This is a genomic window from Pseudomonas sp. W2-17 (assembly GCF_041060445.1).
Lineage (GTDB): Bacteria > Pseudomonadota > Gammaproteobacteria > Pseudomonadales > Pseudomonadaceae > Aquipseudomonas.
Map to the genome: position 1 here is coordinate 87,273 of NZ_JAUFNS010000019.1, position 17,510 is coordinate 104,782.

The following is a 17,510-nucleotide window of genomic DNA, read 5'->3' on the forward strand; positions in this document are numbered from 1 at the left end:
TTCGCCACCGCCGAGCAGGCAAGGACATACCGGTTTATGAGCAGCATCCGCGAGCGCAACAAAGAACTGATCCTGCGCGCAGCCAGCGAAGAATTTGCCGACAAGGGATTTGCCGCCAGCAAGACCAGCGATATCGCCGCCAAGGCGGGTGTGCCCAAGCCCAACGTCTATTACTACTTCAAGTCCAAGGACAACCTGTATCGCGAGGTGCTTGAAAGCATCATCGAGCCGATCATGCAGGCGTCGACGCCGTTCAATCGCGAAGGTGTGCCGGCTGAGGTGTTGACGAGCTACATCCGCTCGAAGATCCGCATCTCCCGCGATTTGCCCTTTGCGTCAAAAGTGTTTGCCAGCGAGATCATGCACGGCGCGCCGCATCTGACGCCCGAGCAGGTTGAGCAGCTGAATGGACAGGCCCGGCATAACATCGAATGTATTCAGGGCTGGATAGATGACGGTCTGATCGCGCCGATCGACCCCCATCATCTGATGTTCAGCATCTGGGCCGCGACCCAGACCTACGCCGACTTCGACTGGCAGATTTCCACCGTGACGGGTAAAGCGACCCTGGACGACGCTGATTACGAAGCGGCCGCCCAGACCATCATCCGGCTGGTGCTCAAAGGGTGTGAGCCGGACCGCTGAAGGTCACTGGCTTTCTTCTTTGTCGTAGCCCAAGGCCCTGCTCACCCCTTGCAACAGCTGGCCGAAACTCCAGGGCTTGCGGATGAACACGACCGGATTTACGACACCGGAGCTCTCTGGCGTTTCATGACCTGACATGATCAGGATCGGGATCTGCGGATACTTGTTGCTCGACAGATTCGCAAGGTCCGCACCATTCAAGGTGCCCGGCATGAGGATATCGGTCAGAAGGAGCGCCACGTCGCCCGAGTTGCTTTCGAGGTACTTCGCCGCCTCGTCCGCAGTCTCCAGCGCATGGGTGGTAAAGCCTTCATCCTCGAGGATTTCGCAAACGAACTCGCGAATGATCTCCTCGTCCTCAACCACCAGAATGAGTCCCATGTTTGGTACGTCTGCTGCCATTTGCGCCACATCCACAATAATTATTTCCCATGCCTGCCCGGCCGGCCCTGTCCTGGACTCGGGTGTAGTCCGTACTGTGAGCGGCGCAAGCGCCGGAAATTCCATTGGGAAACAACATTTGGTCGAAACGATGTGCAGATTCTGGAAATGAAACCGTACAAACAGGACTTTGCGGAATCGCAGGCAATAAAAAACCCGCCGAAGCGGGTTTGTGCAACACCGTCCAACTTCCTGTTGGCCGCCAATGCCTGGCAACGGTCGATCGTCCTTGATCCTGCAGCGGTCCGTTGCTGCAGTTGATGGATCCAATGTACCGCGTCGAGGTGTTTCAACCTAGAGCCAAGTTCCTCAGCTTGTGTAAGCCTTTCGCTATACCTGTGTCAGTGACCTGCGCCCACACTCAGGTTTATACCGCTGAGGCCGAGATGCTTAATGACGCCATGGCTTCCCTCCGCTGAGGGATGCGGGTCAATGGGCTGTCGTGCAAGCGGTTATAGAGCGACCTGGCCGAACAAGAAGAATAAAGAAGCGGAGTGACGATCATGAATATGCGCAATCTTTCAATCAGCCGGCGCTTGTGGCTGATTCTCATCGTCGCCGTGGTGATGCTGTTTACGCTGGCGGCGGCGATGCTCAAACAGATCCACGACGATCTGTACGAAGCCAAAACCATCAAGACCATGCACGTGGTGCAGACCGCCAGCGGCCTGCTCGATTACTACCATGGCCTGGAAACCGCCGGCACGCTGACCCGCGAGCAGGCCCAGCAGCAGGCGATGGATGCGATTCACGGGCTGCGCTACAACCAGACCGACTACTTCTGGATCAACGACCTGCGCCCGGTGATGATCATGCACCCGGCCAATCCCAAGCTGGTAGGCCAGGACCTGTCCGGCATCAAAGACCCGGACGGCTTTCAGGTCTTTAACGAGATGGTCACCCTGGCCAAGGCCAAAGGCGCCGGCCTGGTCAACTACCGCTGGCCCAAGCCCGGCGCCACTGATGCGGTCGGCAAGACCTCGTACATTTCGCTGTTCGCGCCGTGGGGCTGGATCATCGGCTCGGGCGTTTACATCGATGACGTGCAGGCCGAGTTCTACAAGCAAGTGGTCAAGGCGCTGTCGATCAGTGCCGGGATCATTCTGGTCATGGCGCTGCTGTTGATTCTGATCGCACGCAGCATCGCCGGGCCGCTCAAGGCCACCGTCGAGGCAATGGCCAATATCGCCAGCGGCGAAAGCGACCTGACCCGCACCCTGGAAACCCAGGGCAATGACGAAGTCACGCAGCTGGCCCGGCACTTCAATGCGTTCACCGCCAAGCTGCGGCGGGTGGTCAGTGAGCTGCAGTCGTCTGCGGTCGGCCTCGGTCAGGCGTCGAGTGAGCTGGGCAGCAATGCCATTCAGGCTCAGGAACGCAGCCAACAGCAGTCGTTGCAGATGGAGCAGGTGGCCACGGCGGTCAATGAGGTCACTTATGGCGTGCAGGATGTGGCGAAGAACGCCGAGCACGCCGCCAGCGAGATGCGCAACGCCGAATCCCAGGCGCAGCAGGGTCAGGCCAACATCGACAGCAGCCTGAAGCAGATCGGGCACCTGTCCGGCACCATCGATCAGGCCGTGGAAGTGATTCGCACGCTGGCCAGCGAAAGCACGCAGATCGGCGGGGTGCTGGAGGTGATCAGTTCGATTGCCGAGCAGACCAACCTGCTGGCGCTGAACGCCGCCATCGAAGCCGCCCGCGCCGGTGACCAGGGCCGTGGCTTCGCCGTGGTCGCAGACGAGGTTCGCCTGCTGGCCCAGCGCACGCAGAAATCCACGGCGGAAATCCAGGCGATGATCGAGCGCCTGCAAGCCCATTCGGACGCTGCGGTGAAAGTGATCGCCGACAGCAGTCGTTCGTCGCAGCTGACGATTGAACAGGCCAACCTGGCGGGCCAGAGCCTCACGTCGATCAGCCAGGCGCTGCGCAACCTCAACGGCCTCAACGCCTCCATCGCCAGCGCGACCCTCGAGCAATCCCACGTGGTGGAAGACATCAACCAGAACGTCACCCAGGCGGCGCAGTTGTCCCAGAGCACAGCGGTCGCGGCAGAACAGTCCAGCGCGGCGAGCAATCAACTCAAGGGGTTGAGTGAACAACTGAATGGGTTGTTGCGGCAGTTTCGGGTGTAACAACCAGACTGAGCCCCATGAGATTTGCGGTGTAACGCCTGACGCTTTCCCGGCTAAAGCCGGTCCCACAGGGGTACTCGGTGTGTTAGTGGGACCGGCTTCAGCCGGGAAGAGGCCCGATTTGACGCCATCAATTTTGCCGTGTGGCGGCTGACGCTTTCCCGGCTGAAGCCGGTCTACAAGGACATGCGGTGTGTCAGCTAGAGTGGCGATGAGCAAATGTAGCTCTCTTACAACCTTGCTGAACTACGTACCTCAAGCCATTATGTATACAATAAATACAATTATTGAATACATATATGCCACCCACCCTCTCTACACCCCCCTCCCACTGCCACGACTGGGCCGAAGCTCTTCTTAACGGTTTCAGTCAGGTACTGCTGCAACGCAGCCCCCTCTGCGGGGTTTTCTGTCTGTTGGCGATTCTGATCAGCGCGCCCTCCTCCCTGGGCGGCGCGTTGCTGGGCGCTGTCGCCGGTTTGCTCACGGCGCAACGGCGCGGCTACCCGAAAGTCAGGCGTCAATCCGGGCTTTATAGCTACAACGGCATTTTGCTCGGGCTGTTGATCGGCTCTCAGGTCGAATGGTCACCACTGGTGCGCTGCTGATCATTGCCTGCGGCGGGCTGAGCGCAATGCTCATGCACGCCTGGCTGGAACGCACGCCGCGCGCTACGTGCCTGAACGCCTACACCGCGCCCTTCGTGCTGTTTGGCTGGCTGTTGTTGATGTTTGTCGAACCGATGCAAGCGGCTATCGCGGACGTGAACCCGATCCACGCCCTGCCGCTGGGGTTCGGCCAGGTCTTCCTGCTCGATCATCCACTGGCCGGGGTGATGATCGGTGTCGGGCTGCTGATCGCCAATCGGCGCGCCGCGCTCTGGGCCTTTGTCGGTTGCATCAGCGGTGTCGCCTTCGTGCTGTGGCAGTCGCAGGCTGACTTGCCACTGCCCGCTCTGTGCGGCTACAACCCGGCGCTGGCCGGGCTGGCCTTCAGTCAGGCGCGGCACAAACCCTGGTTGCCGGCGAGCGCCATTGCGCTGTCGATTCTGTTGCAGCCGGGGTTTTCCGCCGTGGGTCTGGCGACGCTGACCGCGCCCTTTATTCTGGCGTGCTGGCTGGTGCAGGCCAGCGCCCGGCTGCTGCGTCAGGCTATACGTGATGACCGGTTGCGCTCCTGAGCGCTTTGTCCCACGCTCTGCCGACCTTGCACGCGGAACGACCCCATGGACAGCAACATCAGCTGGCGCGAACAGCTACGCATCATCATTTTTCAAAGTGACACTAAACCCGGCCGACGCTTCGACAAGATCCTGCTGGTGCTCATTCTCTGCAGCCTGCTCGTGGCGATCGTCGACAGCATCGAGGCCGTTCACCGCAACTACGCTGCGCCCCTGGCATGGATCGAGTGGACCCTCACCTTCATCTTCGCGGTCGAGTACCTGCTGCGCCTGTACTGCTCGCCCAAACCCCTCAAATACGCGTTCAGCTTCTACGGCCTGATCGATTTGCTGGCGATCGTGCCGGGCATCCTGGCAATCTATTACAGCGACGCGCAGTACCTGCTGATCGTGCGCGTGGTGCGCATGCTGCGGATCTTCCGCGTGCTCAAGCTCAGCCCTTATTTGAAACAGGCCAACTACTTGCTCGCCGCCCTGCGTGGCAGCAAGCAGAAGATCATTGTGTTTCTCGCCACCGTGTCGACGCTGGTGACGGTGTTCGGCACGCTGATGTACGTCGTCGAAGGGCCGGAGCACGGCTTCACCAGCATTCCCAAGGGCATCTATTGGGCGATCGTCACCCTGACCACGGTGGGCTTTGGCGACATTGTGCCGAAGACGCCGATCGGGCAGATCCTGTCGTCGCTGGTGATGATCACCGGTTACTCGATCATCGCCGTGCCCACCGGGATTTTCACCGCCGAACTGGCCAATGCCATGCGCGGCGATCAGTTGCAGCACGACTGCCCGGTCTGCGCCAAGAACGCCCATGAACCCAACGCGGCGTTCTGTTCGCGCTGCGGTAATGCGCTGTTTCCCAAGCTCGGCGCGATGGCCGCACCGGCAGACGCGCAACCGGACATAAGCACATGAGTTTTTGATCTATTGAGCCGCTGGGGACTTTGGTTATAGTCGCCAGCCATTGGCCATCCTGCCTGGTTATAACAACGGCTCTTCCGAGAGCGAATCACCAAACGCCCCTGCTCAACGCCACAAGGAATCCACAGTGAAAAAGATCTTCGCCGCTTCCCTGCTCGCCGCAGGACTGGCTCTGGGCAGCGCTGCACAGGCCGCCGCGCCGTCGCTGCTCAACGTGTCGTATGACGTGATGCGCGACTTTTACAAGGACTACAACGCCGCGTTCCAGAAGCACTGGAATGCCGAGCACCAGGAAACCCCGACGATTCAAATGTCCTTCGGCGGGTCGAGCAAACAGGCGCGTTCGGTGATCGATGGCCTACCCGCCGATGTCATCACCATGAACATGGCCACCGACATCAACGCGCTGGCCGACAACGGCGAGCTGGTGCCGAAGAACTGGGTCACCCGCCTGCCGAACAACAGCGCGCCGTTCACCTCGGCCACGGTGTTCATCGTGCGCAAGGGCAACCCGAAGGCGCTGAAGGACTGGCCGGACCTGGTCAAGGATGGCGTTGAAGTCGTAGTGCCGAACCCGAAAACCTCCGGCAACGGCCGCTACACCTACCTCTCGGCCTGGGGCTACACGCTGAAAAACGGCGGCGATGAAGCAGCTGCGAAGAAGTTCGTCGGCGAGCTGTTCAGCCACGTGCCCGTGCTCGACACCGGCGGCCGTGGCGCGACCACCACGTTCATGACCAACCACATCGGCGACGTGCTGGTGACTTTCGAAAACGAAGCGGAAATGATCGCCCGCGAGTTTGGTCGTGATCAGTTCGAAGTGGTCTACCCGAGCGTCTCCGCCGAAGCCGAACCGCCGGTGAGCGTCGTGGACAAAGTGGTCGACAAGAAAGGCACCCGCGCGGTGGCCGAGGAATACCTGAAGTACCTGTGGTCGCCAGAAGGCCAGGAAATCGCGGCCGCCAACTACCTGCGTCCACGGGACCCTGCGGTGTTGGCGAAGTACACCGACCGCTTCCCGAAAGTGGACTTCCTGTCAGTGGAAAAAACCTTCGGCGACTGGCGCACCGTGCAGAAGACCCACTTCAACGATGGTGGGGTGTTTGATCAGATCTACCCGGCCAAGTAAGCACGGGATGATGCGAAAACGGCGACCTGAAGAGGCTGCCGTTTTTATTGGCTTGAACGTTGACTCATATGGGAATGCAGAACTTGTGGGAGCGAGCTTGCTCGCGAATGCAGTGAGACAGACAACCTATAAGTCACAGACAGATCGCATTCGCGAGCAAGCTCACTCCCACATGAACCGGGTTTGCCACGCGACATCTCGGCGACCTGAAGAGCCGCCGTTTTGATCTGCCTTGATATGCGTCTTATGCGGGACGCGGAGCGTCCGGGGCGGCGTTACCACGCGGAGCGTGGGAACGATCAGATCAAAAGCTTCCCGGCTAAAGCCGGTCCCACTAACAGACCCCGTGCCCATAGGACCGGCTTCAGCCGGGAAGCTCTTGATCTGCTTTAAAGCGCTTTTGATCTGCTTTAAAGCGCTTTTGATCTTCATACGCAAATGGCTCAAACACCGCCAATCGCGACTTGGGTGCAGGCTGAACGCAGGTCTCGCGCAGTGGGCCGAGCGGCATGGATGCCGCGAGAGCCGCCCCCCGCCATGGATGGCGGATGGCGGCGGGCCCACGGAGCGAGGCCGGAGTGAAGGAACCCTGACGAAGGAAGGGCCCAACCGAGAGCAGGCACTTTTGGTTACTTTTAGTGCTTTTTAAAAGTAACTCGCCGAAGGCGAAACAGTCTGCCCCCAGGCAGACGCCCTTGATCTTGATCTTGATCTTGATCCTGGCGTACTAGGCCCCCCGCCTAATTCAATTCCCGAACTGCTTGCTCAACCCCGGCGGTACCCCGCTGGCATCGGTCTCCTGCCAAGGACCGCTGGGCGAGGTCGACCAGGTCCAGCCGTTGTTCCAGCGGTAATACGTGCGCTGGCGATAGAACGTGTTCGGCACGTTATCCAGTACATGCACACCCAGGCGCGCATCCCAGTGACTGTTGCCACCCGGCGGCGGGGCGAAGTGCGAAGAGGTTTTCGGGCCCGGCGCCGGGATCGGCGTGGACGGCGGCGTCTCTGGCGCAGTGCGCGGCGTGCCGGGCTGCGGCGTCGGCGACGGACCGGGGATGGTCGGGATCGGCTCGGAGCTCTGTTCGGAGCTATGGGACCCCGGATGCTGCACCGCACAGGCTGCGGTCAATCCCACCACCAGACTCAACAAGGCAAAACGGGCGACGCGATACATAAGGGCTCTCTACTCGCTGCGTTAACGGGGTTACTGATCGGGGCTGTCGATGGTCAGGGCCTGCAGCGCCGTCACGTTGCTCGGCAACGGCTGGCTGCGACCGATCCATTCCCCCGCCGTGGGCTGACCGGCGCGGGACACCCGGGCCACCAGTTGGACTTCGGCGAAGTTCGACAGTTTCAGCTGCGGCATCATCGCGTCGGCGTCGGTCAGCTCGACCTCCACCGGCAAGTCGGCCACGGTCACGCGCTTGACCGCCAGCGGCGCCGGCGGGCCTGACACCGCGCGGGCAAACACAAACACCGTGTCGCCCGGCTGAACTTTGGCTTTCAACGCTTCCGACAGCGTGACGCGCACCTTCAGACGTGCGCCCTGCACCGCCACCGGCTGGGTGTTTTCCAGCTTGCCCCCGCTTTGCACGACCTTGTCGCTGGCCCGTTTGATCCCGCCTTCCAGCGCCCCACGGGACGGATCGTCCGGCGGCAAAACCGCCAGCAAGCGCGTCCAGTAACTCACCGCCTGATCGAACTGCTGGCTCTCGAAGGCGTTGATGCCCATCAGGCCCAGGCTGGTGACTTCCCTGGGGTCGAGCTTCAACGCTTCTTCGGCGATCCCTTGAATCTGCGGCGTCCAGGTTTTGTTGCCCGCGAAATACAGCGCTTGGGCCCATTGACCCAGCAGCTGCGGTTGACGCCCGGCCAGCTTGGCCGCGCGCTCGAACATCCGTGCGGCGTCAGCGGGGCGATCCTGGGCCATGTAGGTGCGCGCCAGAAAGTACGCACTCTCGGCGGAATCCGGTTGCGCCTTGACCGCACGCTCCAGCCGCTCGGTCATCTGCGCCAGTGAACCCGGTGGCTGGGAAAACTCCCGCGTCAGTTCGACTTTGTCCGACGCACCGAAATGGAGATACAGACCCAACGCCAAGACAGGGACCAGAATCGCCGCCAGCAACGGCAGCGGCTTGCCCAGGCGCGACACACGTTCGGCGCCCACGCCCTCAGTGTCCGCAAGCAATTCACGCGCAGCCTCGGCACGGCCGCCGTCCATCTGCGACGCCGAGAGCACGCCCTCCTCCTGCTGCGCTTGCAGCTCGGCGATGCGCTCCTGATACAAGGCGACGTTGAGGGCGGTGCGATCTTCCTCAGTCTGTGCGCGACGGCCGCGCACCACGGGGATCAGCAGGAAACTCAGGGCCACCAGCAACAACAGGCCGGCGGCCATCCAGAAATCGATCATTCGCGGTTCTTATCCAGCAAGTGGGCGAGGCGCTGACGCTCCTCGTCGGAAAGCACGTCGGCGTCTTCGCGGCCTGAGCGGCGCCGACGCACGACAATCACACCAATCAACACCGCGCCCCCCAACAGCAGGCCGGCCGGACCGAACCAGAGCAGCCACGTGTGGGCGTTGAGCTCCGGCTTGTAGCGCACGAACTCGCCGTAGCGATCGACCATGAAGTCGATGATCTGCTGATTGCTCTGGCCTTCGCCGAGCATGCGGTAGATCTCTTTGCGCAGGTCGGCCGCGATGGGCGCGTTGGAATCGGCGATGTCCTGATTCTGGCATTTCGGGCAGCGCAGCTCTCGGGTCAGCTCGGAGTAGCGGGCACGCTCGGCATCGTCCTTGAAGGTGTAGGCATCAATCGCTGCCTGGGCCGCACCTGCAAAGCCCAACGCCAATACCGCAGCAGCCGCCAGCCGCCGCACTCCCTTCAGTAGCAAGCCAGCAGACACACCCCCAATCCCCTGTGGGAGCGAGCTTGCTCGCGAAGAGGCCCTAACATTCAACACATCTCCATGGGCTGAACTTAAGCCTTCGCGAGCAAGCTCGGCTCCCACAGAAGCTCTATCACCACCAGCCGCCACATCATGCCGGGTGATCATTCTGAGCCCTCATCCACCAGCGCCTGATACTGACCCGCCAGCTTCTCCCGCCACACGGTCTCGTCAATCACGCCCACATGCTTGTAGCGAATGACGCCCTTGGCATCGATCAAAAAAGTCTCCGGCGCGCCATACACACCCAGGTTCAAACCCAGGCTGCCGGCCTCATCATTAATGTTCACCTTATACGGATCGTGAAAATCCTTGAGCCACTTCTGCGCATCGGCATTCACATCCTTGTAATTGACGCCGTAAATCACCACGCCCTGCTGCGCGAGTTTTGTCAGCACCGGGTGCTCGACGCGACAGGCCACGCACCAGGTGCCCCAGACGTTGACCAGCGCCGGTTTGCCCAGCAGATCCGCGCGGGTCAGCGGTTTGCCGTCCTGCACCGCAGGCAAGCTGAATTCAGGGAATGGCTTGCCGATCAGCGCCGACGGCAATTCCGACGGATCCAGATACAAGCCTCGGTACAGCAACCCCGCCATGCCGAGAAACAGCACCAGCGGGATCAGCAACATCCAGCGATTCATACCGCCGCTCCCGTCATGCCCAGTGCGTCACGCACTTTCGCGCGGACTTTGACGCGATAACGTTTGTCCAGCGCCGCCAGCAGGCCACCCAGTGCGGTGATCAGCCCGCCAAACCAGATCCAGCGCACGAACGGCTTGACGTGGACACGCACCGCCCACGCGCCGTTTTCCAGCGGTTCGCCCAGCGCCACGTACAGATCGCGAGTGAAACCGGCGTCGATGCCGGCCTCGGTCATCATCGAACGCTGCACGGTGTACAGGCGTTTTTCCGGGTGCAGCACAGTGATTTCCTGGCCGTCCTCCAGCACGCGAAGGGTGCCGCGGTCGGAGGTGAAATTCGGGCCTTGGTAATGCTGGGCGCCCTCGAACACGAACATATAGCCGCCCAGCTCCACCGACTCTCCGGGTGCCATGCGCAGGTCACGTTCGGCGCTGTTCTGGCTGGACAACACCACGCCCAGGGCCAGCACCGCGATGCCGAGGTGCGCCACTTGCATGCCCCAGTAACTGCGGGTCAGCGAGCGCATGCCTTTGAGCAGGCCTTTGTGCCGCGTCTTGTCGAACAGATCGCGCACCCCGGCCAGCAACACCCAGGCCGCGAGCAGGCAGGTGGCAAGCACCGCCCAGTGGAAGTCGGCCATGGCAAAACCGGCGATTACTGCCAGCACCGCGCTGCCGACCAATACCGGCGCGAGCATGCTCAGCAGCCACTTGACCGGCGTGTCCTTCCAGCGCACCAGCACGCCCACGGCCATGACGGCCATCAGCAAGCCCATCAGCGGCACGAACAACGCATTGAAATACGGCGGGCCGACGGACATCTTCGCCCCGCTCAACGCATCCAGCACCAGCGGGTACAGCGTGCCGAGCAGGATCATCGACGCCGCCACCACCAGCACCAGGTTATTGCCCAGCAGCAAGGTTTCCCGCGACCACAGGCCAAAGCCAACGTGGCTTTTCACCACCGGCGCGCGGATGGCGAACAGGGTCAGTGAGCCGCCGACTACCATCAGCAGGAAGATCAGGATGAACACACCGCGGGCCGGGTCGGAGGCGAAGGCATGCACCGAGGTCAGCACGCCCGAGCGCACAAGGAAGGTGCCGAGCAGGCTCAACGAAAATGCCGCGATGGCCAGCAGCACGGTCCAGCTCTTGAATACGCCGCGCTTTTCGGTGACTGCCAGGGAGTGAATCAGCGCCGTGCCCACCAGCCATGGCATGAACGAGGCGTTTTCCACCGGGTCCCAAAACCACCAGCCACCCCAGCCGAGTTCGTAATACGCCCACCACGAACCGAGGGTGATGCCGATGCCAAGGAAGGCCCAGGCAACGATGGTCCACGGCCGCGACCAGCGCGCCCACGCCGCATCAAGCCGTCCGCCGAGCAAGGCCGCGATGGCGAAAGCGAAGGCCACGGAAAACCCGACATAGCCCATGTACAGCATCGGCGGATGGACGATCAGGCCGATGTCCTGCAGCAACGGGTTGAGGTCGCGCCCGTCCTGGGGAATCTGCGGCAGGATCCTGCTGAACGGGTTGGAGGTGAAAATCAGAAACAGCAGAAAGCCGACGCTGATCATGCCCATCACCGCCAACACGCGGGCGAGCATGACCTGAGGCAACTGTCGGGAAAAGATCGACACGGCGAAGGTCCAGCCGCCGAGGATCAGCGCCCAGAGCAGCAACGACCCTTCGTGTGCGCCCCACACGGCGCTGAATTTGTAGTACCAGGGCAACGCGCTGTTGGAGTTTTCGGCGACATAGGCCACGGAAAAGTCGTCGACCATGAACGAATGGGTCAGGCAGCCAAAGGCGAACACCAGAAAGGCAAACTGCCCCCACGCGGCGGGCTGGGCGAGGCTCATCCACAGACGGTCGCCGCGCCAGGCGCCCAGCAGCGGCACGATGGCCTGCACGAGGGCGAAGCACAGGGCCAAAATCATGGCCAGATGGCCGAGTTCGGGAATCATCGTTTACCCCTGTCTGTCCGGGAGAGCGGCGGGCGTGGCGGCGGGCGCGGGCTGGCCGCTGTCTTTCAGCGCTTTGGCGACTTCCGGCGGCATGTATTTTTCGTCGTGTTTGGCCAGCACTTCATCGGCGACGACCACGCCGTCGGCATTGAGCCTGCCGAGGGCAACGATGCCCTGCCCTTCGCGGAACAGGTCCGGAAGGATGCCGCGATAGCTGATGGGCACCGACTTGTTGAAATCCGTGACCACGAACGTGACGTCCAGGGAATCCGACGAGCGCTGCAGCGAGCCCTGGACGACCATGCCACCGGCGCGAATCCGCGTGTCACGGGGCGCTTCGCCGCCGGCGATCTGGGTCGGGGTGTAGAACAGATTGATGTTTTCCTTCAGCGCGCTGAGTGCAAGGCTGACCGCGATGCCGACCCCGGCGAGAATCGCCACGATGATCAACAGGCGCTTTTTTCGCAGCGGATTCACGTAATGCTCTCCCGGCGCAGACGGCGCGCCTCTTGTTGCAGGTAACGCCGACGCGCGAAAACCGGTGCCAGGACGTTGATCGCCAGCACGATGGAACAGATGCCATAGGCCGACCAGACATACAGCCCGTGCTTGCCCATGGCGAGAAAATCGCTGAAAGACTCGAAACTCATCGGTCGGCTCCATTGCGAGGAGGCGCTGGGTGACCAAGGCTTTTCACCAATACATCCTTGACCCATCCGGCGCGGGCCTCGCGCTTGAGCACGTCCAGTCGCATGCGCATCAGCAGCACCGCCCCGAAGAAGCAATAAAACCCGAGCACGGTGAACAGCAGCGGCAGCCACATTTCAGCGGGCATGGCCGGCTTTTCCGTCAGGCTGAAAGTCGCGCCCTGATGCAAGGTGCTCCACCATTCCACCGAGTACTTGATGATCGGGATGTTGATCACGCCAACGATGGCCAGCACGGCGCAGGCCTTGGCGGCACTGTCGCGGTTGGTAATGGCGTTGCCCAGCGCGATCAGGCCGAAATACAGAAACAGCAAAATCAGCATCGAGGTCAGCCGCGCATCCCAGACCCACCACGAGCCCCATGTCGGCTTGCCCCAGATCGCGCCGGAGACCAGCGCCAGGGCGGTCATCCACGCGCCGATGGGCGCTGCGCATTGCAGGGCGACGTCGGCCATCTTCATCTTCCACACCAACCCGACCACCCCGCACACCGCCATCATCACGTAGCAGGACTGAGCCAGCATCGCCGCCGGCACGTGGATATAAATGATGCGAAAGCTGTTGCCTTGCTGATAGTCGGGCGGCGCGAACGCCAGGCCCCAGACCACGCCGATGCCGATCAACAGGGCCGCAGCGATGCTCAGCCACGGCAGCAGACGGCCGCTGATGCCGTAAAACCATTTGGGCGAACCGAGTTTGTGGAACCAGGCCCAACTCATGCCGCCTTTAGCCTTGGCGCTTGTGTTCATCTCGCTGCCTTTTCATCACGGTGCTTGTTATCACAGTGCGTCTCAGCCAGAGGCGCTATCAGGGCAAGGCGCTTCTTATGGCTGAAGCGTCCGGGACCTGCCGACGGAAAAACTGTCCGCTCGGTCAGGGTGCGATTATTCGCCAACGCTGATCTTCAAACCAGCGGCAATTGCAAAGGGCGTCAGGGTTACCGCCAGTGCGGTCAGGCTGCCAAGCCAAAGCAGATAACCGGTCGCGGGCATGCCCTCAAGTGCAGCCTGCAACGCGCCGCTGCCGAGAATCAGCACCGGGATGTACAGCGGCAAAATCAACAACGCCAGCAGCAAACCGCCGCGCTTGAGCCCCACGGTCAAGGCCGCACCCACCGCGCCGAGCAGGCTCAGCACCGGCGTGCCCAGCAGCAGCGACAGCAGCAACACCGGCAAACACGCAGTGGGCAGGCCCAGCATCAGCGCCAGCAGCGGAGACAGCAACACCAGCGCCAGCCCGGAAAACGCCCAGTGCGCCAGTACTTTGGCCAGCACCAGCAGCGCCAACGGCTGCGACGACAGCACCCACTGTTCGAGGGAGCCGTCTTCGAAATCGCTGCGGAACAGGCCGTCCAGCGACAACAGCACGGACAACAGCGCCGCCACCCACACCAACCCCGGCGACAGGCGCTGCAGCAGTTGCGTGTCAGGGCCGACGGCCAGGGGAAACAGCGCGATGACGATGGCGAAGAACACCAGCGGGTTGAGCAGCTCGGCCGGACGCCGAAACAGCAGGCGCGCTTCGCGGGCGATCAGCAGGGTAAACACGTGACTCATGCCGCCCACTGCCCCAGGTCCAGATCGCGATAACCCGACGGCGTGAGGCTCAGCGTGTGGTGCGTGGTCAGCACCACGGCGCCGCCGTTTTCACAGTGAGCCGCCAGGTGCGCTTCGAGTTGCGCAACGCCCTGTTTGTCCAGCGCGGTGAAGGGCTCGTCGAGCATCCACAGGCCGGGGCCGGGCAAATACAGGCGGGCCAGTGCCACCCGGCGGCGCTGGCCGGCCGACAAGGTGTGACACGGCACGTCTTCAAAGCCGCGCAGGCCGACCGCTTCGAGGGCGCGCCAGATGTCGGCGGTTTCCACGGGCGTGTGCAGCGCGCAGAGCCAGGCGAGGTTTTCCAGGGGGGTGAGTAAATCTTTGATGCCGGCGGCGTGACCGATCCACAGCAGGTGGCGGGTCAGCTCGGCGCGTTGACTGGCGAGGGGTTTGCCGTCCAGCAACACGCTGCCGGCGGTGGGCTGCATCAGCCCGCATAAAAGGCGCAGCAGGCTGGTCTTGCCGCTGCCGTTGGGACCGCTGATCTGCACCATGTCACCCGCGCTCAACCGCAATTCGAGGTTCTCGAACAGCAGGCGCCAGTCACGCTCGCAACTCAGCGCCACGGCTTCAAGAACGGGGATGGACATGAGGACCTTCTTTTCGGTAGCAGCGGCACGGCGGTTCAAGTCGGGATCATGACGGCCGTTATACTGATGCAGCTTAACGGTGGACCGCCGACGCAGTCGGTGCCGGATTATACATGCCCGGCCCCGCCACTCAGAGCGCAAATTTACCGAGTCGGGATCTGATGACAGGCGATATACCCAATCTTTCTCCAGTAGCAGCGGCCACGGCCTTGCTGCGCGCAGGCGTGCCGGCGGGCGAAGTGCTCAAGCTGATGGAGCCGCGCGAGGGGCTGTTGACCTCCGGCCAGGTGGCCAGTGCTGAAGTGGTGAGCCTCAAGCAGTTGGGGCAGGACTTTCAGCTGCTGCTCAAACTGACCATGGACAACGGCCGGCAAACCACCCTGCCCGTCAGCAGTTCGCTGCCGCTGACGCCGGGCACCAGCGTCAATGTCGCCCAGGGTTCGGCCGACACCCTGACCATCAGCGTGCTGGACCTGCAGAAAGCCGTCACCAACAGCCTGACCAGCATCGACACGCAGCAGCTGCCCGCCGGCACGCTGTTGCAGGGCAAGGTGCTGACCACTCAAGTGGCGGCGCAGAATGTCGCGCAGTTGGCGGGGCAGCCCCCCGGGCAATCAGCGGCCAGCGGGCAGCCAGCCAATTACCGCTCCATCGTCATTCTGCTCAATACCGCCCTGGCCGGCACCAGCCTGACCGTCGACAGCCCGCAGCCGTTGCGGGTCGGCAGTCTGCTCAGCGCTCAGGTGCAGAACAGTCAGGCGCTGAATTTCGTTGCCCTGCCCAATCGTCTGGACGAACTGGCCCTGGCCCAGCAGCTGTCGACACAGCAAAGCCGTCAGGGCTCGCTGCAGGGCCTGATCACGGCGCTGCAAAACATGCCGCCGCCGGCTGCCGATGGCGACGATCTTTCGCCGTCGCTGCGGGCCAGCATCGAGCAGCTGTTGGCCGATCTGCCGGACCTCCCGCAGATGACCACCGCCAAGGGCGTCGCCCAGGCGCTGAATGCCAGCGGGCTGTTCATGGAGTCGCGCTTGCTCGCCGGACAGAACCCGACGCTGGTGCCGGACATGAAAGCCAACCTGCTGCGGCTGGTCACTCAACTCCTGCCGGGGCTGCCAGGCAACGTCAGTTATGACGCTGCTGCCGCCGGCAATACCCTGGCGCGGGCCATGCCCAGTGTGTTGCGCAGCGCCTTCGGCACCCTGGGGCTGGTGGCGCCGCCGAGCGATACGATCAACTTCCCATTACCACCGCGCACCCTCGGCCATCCGGAAAGCAAGGACGATCTGGAGATGCTGCTGAAGCTGGCGGCAGGCGCGATTTCGCGCCTGCAGAGCCATCAGCTGGGCGGCCTGGAGCAGACCCGCACCAATGCCGACGGCACCCAGGTGACCACCTGGCAGCTGGAGATTCCGATGCGCAACGCCCACGACATCGTGCCGTTGCAAGTCAAGGTTCAGCGCGAGGACACGCCTGAGCGCGACGAGCCTTCCGACACGCCAGTGCAGGAAGCCAAAGAGCGAGAAAAGCTCTGGCGTGTGGAGCTGGCGTTTGATCTGGAGCCCCTCGGCCCGTTGCAAGTGCAGGCGCAACTGATCGCCGGCAGCATCGCCAGCCAGTTGTGGGCTGAACGCGAAGGCAGCGCCGAGTTGATTTCCAGCGAACTGGATAATCTGCGGGCGCGGTTGGTGGCGTGCGGTCTGAACGTCAAGGAACTGGAATGCAACCGAGGCGTGCCGCCCCAGGGCCCACGGACCGTGCTCGAACAACGCTGGATCGACGAGAACGCCTGATGAGCAAACCCGAACAGACCCCGCGTCAGGCCATTGCCCTGAGCTACGACGGCCACCACGCCCCGACGCTGACGGCCAAGGGCGATGACAGCCTGGCGGAAGCCATTCTGGCGATCGCCCGGGAGTACAAGGTACCGATCTACGAAAACGCCGAACTGGTGAAAATGCTCGCCCGTCTCGAACTGGGCGACAGCATCCCCCAGGAGCTGTACCTGACCATCGCCGAAATCATCGCGTTTGCCTGGCACCTGAAAGGCAAGTTTCCGGTGGGCTTCGACCCGAATGCCGGGCCGGTGGAGCGGGATATCACACCGCGTTGAGTGGAGGCCCGCCCGCGGCTTACGCCACGCGGTCGCTCGGCCAACATTGCCCCTGTGGGAGTGAGCTTGCTCACGAAGAGGCCGGGGCATTCAGCCACTTTCTCTGGGGCTGAAAGTACGCCTTCGCGAGCAAGCTCGACACCGGGGGTGATTCGGCTCGGGATTTCCGGTTGTTGCAGGACCTGTGGGAGTGAGCTTGCTCACGAAGAGGCCGGGGCATTCAGCCACTTTCTCGGGGGGCTGAAAGTAAGTCTTCGCGAGCAAGCTCGACTCCCACGGGAGGGTGATTCGGCTCGGGATTTCCGGTTGTTGCAGGACCTGTGGGAGTGAGCTTGCTCACGAAGAGGCCGGGGCATTCAGCCACTTTCTCGGGGGGCTGAAAGTAAGCCTTCGCGAGCAAGCTCGACACCGGGGGTGATTCGGCTCGGGATTTCCGGTTGTTGCAGGACCTGTGGGAGTGAGCTTGCTCACGAAGAGGCCGGGGCATTCAGCCACTT

The 17,510-nt window shown here is 62.4% G+C and carries 17 protein-coding genes and 1 pseudogene; 7 read left to right on the plus strand and 11 right to left on the minus strand.

Annotated features, from left to right (window positions below):
* Positions 1-36 precede the first annotated feature (36 nt).
* Entirely contained in the window at positions 37-645 is a 609-nt protein-coding gene (locus QWI20_RS21445; RefSeq protein ID WP_369307125.1) for a TetR/AcrR family transcriptional regulator, read from the plus strand.
* 3 nt (positions 646-648) lie between these two features.
* Here the strand turns inward: QWI20_RS21445 and QWI20_RS21450 are convergent, their stop codons facing one another.
* Positions 649-1,047, minus strand: a complete 399-nt coding sequence (locus QWI20_RS21450; protein WP_369307126.1) for a response regulator — start codon at positions 1,045-1,047, stop codon at positions 649-651.
* Between the two features lie 542 nt (positions 1,048-1,589).
* Here QWI20_RS21450 and QWI20_RS21455 point away from each other — a divergent pair.
* From QWI20_RS21455 to QWI20_RS21470, 4 genes and pseudogenes are all read left to right on the plus strand, one after another.
* Positions 1,590-3,221, plus strand: a complete 1,632-nt coding sequence (locus tag QWI20_RS21455) for a methyl-accepting chemotaxis protein (RefSeq protein ID WP_369307127.1) — start codon at positions 1,590-1,592, stop codon at positions 3,219-3,221.
* A gap of 299 nt (positions 3,222-3,520) precedes the next feature.
* Positions 3,521-4,401, plus strand: a pseudogene (locus QWI20_RS21460) (urea transporter).
* Between the two features lie 45 nt (positions 4,402-4,446).
* Positions 4,447-5,313, plus strand: coding sequence for an ion transporter (locus QWI20_RS21465; protein ID WP_369307128.1), 867 nt, complete (start codon positions 4,447-4,449; stop codon positions 5,311-5,313).
* A gap of 133 nt (positions 5,314-5,446) precedes the next feature.
* Positions 5,447-6,448: a sulfate ABC transporter substrate-binding protein gene (locus QWI20_RS21470; RefSeq protein WP_369307129.1), complete on the plus strand. Its 1,002-nt coding sequence runs from the start codon at positions 5,447-5,449 to the stop codon at positions 6,446-6,448.
* A 745-nt stretch (positions 6,449-7,193) separates the two neighbouring features.
* Here QWI20_RS21470 and QWI20_RS21475 read toward each other — a convergent pair.
* The 10 genes from QWI20_RS21475 to ccmA all read right to left on the minus strand — a co-directional run bounded on the left by QWI20_RS21475 (position 7,194) and on the right by ccmA (position 14,900).
* Positions 7,194-7,622, minus strand: coding sequence for a hypothetical protein (locus QWI20_RS21475; RefSeq protein ID WP_369307130.1), 429 nt, complete (start codon positions 7,620-7,622; stop codon positions 7,194-7,196).
* A gap of 30 nt (positions 7,623-7,652) precedes the next feature.
* The gene (gene ccmI / locus QWI20_RS21480; RefSeq protein WP_369307131.1) at positions 7,653-8,858 is read right to left on the minus strand and encodes a c-type cytochrome biogenesis protein CcmI; all 1,206 of its coding nucleotides are present in this window, start codon (positions 8,856-8,858) and stop codon (positions 7,653-7,655) included.
* On the minus strand, positions 8,855-9,325 hold the full coding sequence (locus QWI20_RS21485; RefSeq protein ID WP_369307144.1) for a cytochrome c-type biogenesis protein: 471 nt from the start codon (positions 9,323-9,325) through the stop codon (positions 8,855-8,857). Before QWI20_RS21485 ends, ccmI begins: the two co-directional genes overlap by 4 nt.
* A gap of 173 nt (positions 9,326-9,498) precedes the next feature.
* Positions 9,499-10,035, minus strand: a complete 537-nt coding sequence (locus tag QWI20_RS21490) for a DsbE family thiol:disulfide interchange protein (RefSeq protein ID WP_369307132.1) — start codon at positions 10,033-10,035, stop codon at positions 9,499-9,501.
* Entirely contained in the window at positions 10,032-12,005 is a 1,974-nt protein-coding gene (locus QWI20_RS21495) for a heme lyase CcmF/NrfE family subunit (protein WP_369307133.1), read from the minus strand. The genes QWI20_RS21490 and QWI20_RS21495 overlap by 4 nt, the downstream gene beginning before the upstream one ends.
* A 3-nt stretch (positions 12,006-12,008) precedes the next feature.
* Complete coding sequence (gene ccmE / locus QWI20_RS21500; RefSeq protein ID WP_369307134.1) at positions 12,009-12,482, minus strand: cytochrome c maturation protein CcmE; 474 nt, start codon at positions 12,480-12,482, stop codon at positions 12,009-12,011.
* Entirely contained in the window at positions 12,479-12,655 is a 177-nt protein-coding gene (gene ccmD / locus QWI20_RS21505) for a heme exporter protein CcmD (protein WP_369307135.1), read from the minus strand. The genes ccmE and ccmD overlap by 4 nt, the downstream gene beginning before the upstream one ends.
* Positions 12,652-13,431 (minus strand): heme ABC transporter permease, encoded by a 780-nt coding sequence (locus QWI20_RS21510; RefSeq protein WP_369307145.1) that lies wholly within the window; start codon positions 13,429-13,431, stop codon positions 12,652-12,654. The genes ccmD and QWI20_RS21510 overlap by 4 nt, the downstream gene beginning before the upstream one ends.
* A 165-nt stretch (positions 13,432-13,596) precedes the next feature.
* A complete protein-coding gene (gene ccmB, locus QWI20_RS21515) occupies positions 13,597-14,268 on the minus strand; it encodes a heme exporter protein CcmB (protein WP_122536817.1) in 672 nt (223 codons plus the stop codon).
* The gene (ccmA, locus tag QWI20_RS21520) at positions 14,265-14,900 is read right to left on the minus strand and encodes a cytochrome c biogenesis heme-transporting ATPase CcmA (RefSeq protein WP_369307136.1); all 636 of its coding nucleotides are present in this window, start codon (positions 14,898-14,900) and stop codon (positions 14,265-14,267) included. Before ccmA ends, ccmB begins: the two co-directional genes overlap by 4 nt.
* Before the next feature lie 161 nt (positions 14,901-15,061).
* Here ccmA and QWI20_RS21525 point away from each other — a divergent pair, with 161 nt between their 5' ends.
* Both QWI20_RS21525 and QWI20_RS21530 read left to right on the plus strand, forming a co-directional pair.
* Positions 15,062-16,693, plus strand: a complete 1,632-nt coding sequence (locus QWI20_RS21525) for a flagellar hook-length control protein FliK (protein WP_369307137.1) — start codon at positions 15,062-15,064, stop codon at positions 16,691-16,693.
* A complete protein-coding gene (locus QWI20_RS21530) occupies positions 16,693-17,013 on the plus strand; it encodes an EscU/YscU/HrcU family type III secretion system export apparatus switch protein (protein ID WP_369307138.1) in 321 nt (106 codons plus the stop codon). Before QWI20_RS21525 ends, QWI20_RS21530 begins: the two co-directional genes overlap by 1 nt.
* The last annotated feature ends 497 nt before the right edge of the window (positions 17,014-17,510 follow it).

Excerpts from the sequence above, each read along its gene's own strand:
- ccmI (WP_369307131.1), bottom strand. The coding sequence starts at position 8,858 with ATGATCGATTTCTGGATGGCCGCCGGCCTGTTGTTGCTGGTGGCCCTG.
- QWI20_RS21525 (WP_369307137.1), top strand. The coding sequence starts at position 15,062 with ATGACAGGCGATATACCCAATCTTTCTCCAGTAGCAGCGGCCACGGCC.
- QWI20_RS21490 (WP_369307132.1), bottom strand. The coding sequence starts at position 10,035 with ATGAATCGCTGGATGTTGCTGATCCCGCTGGTGCTGTTTCTCGGCATG.
- QWI20_RS21495 (WP_369307133.1), bottom strand. The coding sequence starts at position 12,005 with ATGATTCCCGAACTCGGCCATCTGGCCATGATTTTGGCCCTGTGCTTC.
- ccmA (WP_369307136.1), bottom strand. The coding sequence starts at position 14,900 with ATGTCCATCCCCGTTCTTGAAGCCGTGGCGCTGAGTTGCGAGCGTGAC.
- QWI20_RS21465 (WP_369307128.1), top strand. The coding sequence starts at position 4,447 with ATGGACAGCAACATCAGCTGGCGCGAACAGCTACGCATCATCATTTTT.
- QWI20_RS21455 (WP_369307127.1), top strand. The coding sequence starts at position 1,590 with ATGAATATGCGCAATCTTTCAATCAGCCGGCGCTTGTGGCTGATTCTC.
- ccmB (WP_122536817.1), bottom strand. The coding sequence starts at position 14,268 with ATGAGTCACGTGTTTACCCTGCTGATCGCCCGCGAAGCGCGCCTGCTG.
- QWI20_RS21450 (WP_369307126.1), bottom strand. The coding sequence starts at position 1,047 with ATGGCAGCAGACGTACCAAACATGGGACTCATTCTGGTGGTTGAGGAC.
- QWI20_RS21445 (WP_369307125.1), top strand. The coding sequence starts at position 37 with ATGAGCAGCATCCGCGAGCGCAACAAAGAACTGATCCTGCGCGCAGCC.
- QWI20_RS21475 (WP_369307130.1), bottom strand. The coding sequence starts at position 7,622 with ATGTATCGCGTCGCCCGTTTTGCCTTGTTGAGTCTGGTGGTGGGATTG.
- ccmD (WP_369307135.1), bottom strand. The coding sequence starts at position 12,655 with ATGAGTTTCGAGTCTTTCAGCGATTTTCTCGCCATGGGCAAGCACGGG.
- QWI20_RS21530 (WP_369307138.1), top strand. The coding sequence starts at position 16,693 with ATGAGCAAACCCGAACAGACCCCGCGTCAGGCCATTGCCCTGAGCTAC.
- QWI20_RS21510 (WP_369307145.1), bottom strand. The coding sequence starts at position 13,431 with ATGAGTTGGGCCTGGTTCCACAAACTCGGTTCGCCCAAATGGTTTTAC.